The 2,862-nt window shown below is 40.1% G+C and carries 1 protein-coding gene; it reads right to left on the minus strand.

The features are described 5' to 3' along the window. Positions 1–44: 44 nt before the first annotated feature. Positions 45–1,910, minus strand: coding sequence for a S8 family peptidase (locus N482_RS05380; protein ID WP_063376092.1), 1,866 nt, complete (start codon positions 1,908–1,910; stop codon positions 45–47). Between the last annotated feature and the right edge of the window lie 952 nt (positions 1,911–2,862).

The following is a 2,862-nucleotide window of genomic DNA, read 5'->3' on the forward strand; positions in this document are numbered from 1 at the left end:
GTTAACTGACTGGCATTAAGCATTATGCTCCCTTTACTTTTTATTTAGTAACTACCTTTTAAGGTAACGCCAGAGTAGTTGCTGTAACCGCGTAACATAATATGGTACGTCGCTGCACCACCATTGTTGGTCAATGTACATGTTTCGCTATTACCATTACGGTAAGGTCTGCAGTCATATGAACTCGTCGTTGGTGCTTGACCTTTTCTTACGTACAAATCAGCATCACCAGAGCCACCAGAAATTTCTACGCTAAGCGTTGAGTTTGCTGGTACGTCGATAGTGTAAGCTACTTCGCTACCTGATGCGCCAGATAAACCTGTTACAGGCACTCCATTATCTAGACAGTTTGCACCACAACCACCACCATTTGTTGATGTAGCAGCTACTAGGCTAGCACCTGAGTATGCTGAGTAGCCGTGTAGCATAATATACCAATTACCAGCTGCTGGGTTATTGATTGTACATACTTCTTCGTTACCACTCTTATAAGGGCGGCATGTATAGCTGCTCTGAGTAGCCTTTTGTCCTTGTTGGACGTAAAGGTCCGCATCACCAGTTCCGCCAGAAAGTGTAACTGTCAATGTGTCTTTTCCAGCTGGTACTTTAAATAGGTAGTGTGTTTCGCTGCCTGACGCACCACTTGCACCTACAGAAACACCATCATCTAACTCAGGTAAAGTTGGCGGTGGTGGTGGAGGCGTGCTATCTGCAAGCGAGAACAGTAGCTCATTTGGAGAACCAGATTTCGCATCACCTACTTTATCTTTTGAGCTGCGCGAGCTTAATAGAGTGTCAATTTGACTAGGTGTTAAGCCTGGGTTTTCATCTAAATACAATGCAACAACACCAGCAACGTGAGGTGCAGCCATTGAAGTACCACTAATTGTATTTGTTGCTGAATCAGAGTTGTACCATGCCGACTTAATGCTTGAACCTGGTGCATAGATATCAAGACAGTTGCCGTAGTTAGAGAAGCTTGAACGCGCATCAGAACTTGTTGTTGAACCAACAGTTACCGCGTCTGCAGCTCTAGCAGGTGAGTAGTTACATGCATTGCTGTTGTCATTACCCGCCGCAACCACAAAAGTTACTCCAGATGCCACAGCAGTGTTTACAGCGTCGTCAACTGCTTGAGAAACACCACCACCTAAACTCATATTTGCAACAGAAGGGCCTGATGCATTATCTTTAACCCAGTTGATACCTGAGATAACACCTGAGTATGAACCTGAGCCAGTGCAGCCAAGAACTCGAACGCCAACCACGTTTACATTCTTAGCAATACCATATGCTCCGCCACCAATAGTACCTGCAACGTGAGTACCATGACCGTTACAATCACTTGCATCTGCGTCGTTGTCTACAAAGTCATAACCATGGCTTGCACGACCACCGAATTCAGCATGTGATATACGTACACCAGTATCGATTACATAAGCTGTTACACCAGATCCGTCATAATCATAGTGATAGTTACTGTTTAGAGGTAAGTCTCTTTGATCTACCCTGTCTAAGCCCCAAATTGCATTTCCTTGGTCTGCGCTTGTATCTACCATAGGCGTAATAGTTACGATCTGGTCTTGCTCAATGTAGTCAATACTAGGGTTATTAAGTAGTTCTTGTACTTTTTGTTTAGATGCATTTACAACTACACCATTTAAAACACCATTGAAGCTCTTAGTAACTTGCACATTGTGCTGAGTTGTCAGTACTTGTGCTTGGCTAGTAGCATAGCTAGAAATCGCTGCGCTATTTGCTGCATTTAACACTGCCGGTGTCTTAAATACGACGATGTATTGATCTTCAATCGCTTTACTTTGGTCAACTGACATCATTTCAGCTTGAGCTAAACAGCTACCTGACATGCCTGCCAATACCGCAAAAGCGAGTGTGTTTAATTTACGCATACTTGTTCCTTTATTATGTCATTTGGTTAATTTCCAATCAAAATGTAGCGCAATTGTAGAATTAATACACAACAAATTTAACTTAAATTTAACCTTGCACATGTCATTTTGTAAGTAATAATTTACAATAGAAAGTTTTATTCATTAATTTCAATCCTTAAACAAACTTAATTCAAGTTGAATCATTATTTTGATAAAAAATTATGGCAGCGATTTCTAAAAGAATACTTTAAGTAAATTTTTCATATAGTTATTTCAATTCAACGATAAAGTACTATTGAAATGTATACTTTGAAAAATTAAGCAATAGTGAAAAAAGGAATAAACAAGGCCAAGAACCTAATTTTTTCAACATATGAATACATGACAATATTTCAAGATTGCCAAATCACTAATTGGAAATTATGGATATTGCTAGACGCTGAAAATAGCCAAGGAGCGAAGGTATTATAACAAAGCATATAGAGATATATTCCAATAATACTGTACAGATACAAACATTGACGGATTCTCAGGGTGTTAACTTTGAAAGCTAAGCTTCATTGAAAGTACGCAGCTCTGTCATAATTTTTTAGGCAAGAAAGGTGCAAAAGTTTAGCGACAGTGAATAGAGTGAGTACATTATCTTTACGTAAGAATAGTGCCAAGTGTTAATGACAGTGAGCGAAGCGAGTTCATTTACTTTGCGCAAGTTGAAATGATTAGTTTTGATAAATGATGGTGGACTAGTGACTCAATTAGAAAAGGCTAGCGATAGTGGTGGTTGCTCCCTTCACCTTGCGCTTATCGTGCATAGTGTTAACGACAATGAGCGCAGCGAATACGTTTGCTTTGCGCAAGGTAGAATGAGTAGCTTTAACAAATGCTGAGAGATTTACGATTCAATTAGAAAAGGTTCGTAACTGTGAAACTTGCTCCCTTCACCTTGGCGATGTCCTACTTTCACATGGGA

Source organism: Pseudoalteromonas luteoviolacea NCIMB 1942, assembly GCF_001625595.1.
Classification (GTDB): Bacteria; Pseudomonadota; Gammaproteobacteria; order Enterobacterales; family Alteromonadaceae; genus Pseudoalteromonas; species Pseudoalteromonas luteoviolacea_A.

What these genes read in the sequence shown, in the direction of transcription:
- N482_RS05380 (WP_063376092.1), bottom strand. Translation starts at nt 1,910, where the DNA reads ATGCGTAAATTAAACACACTCGCTTTTGCGGTATTGGCAGGCATGTCA.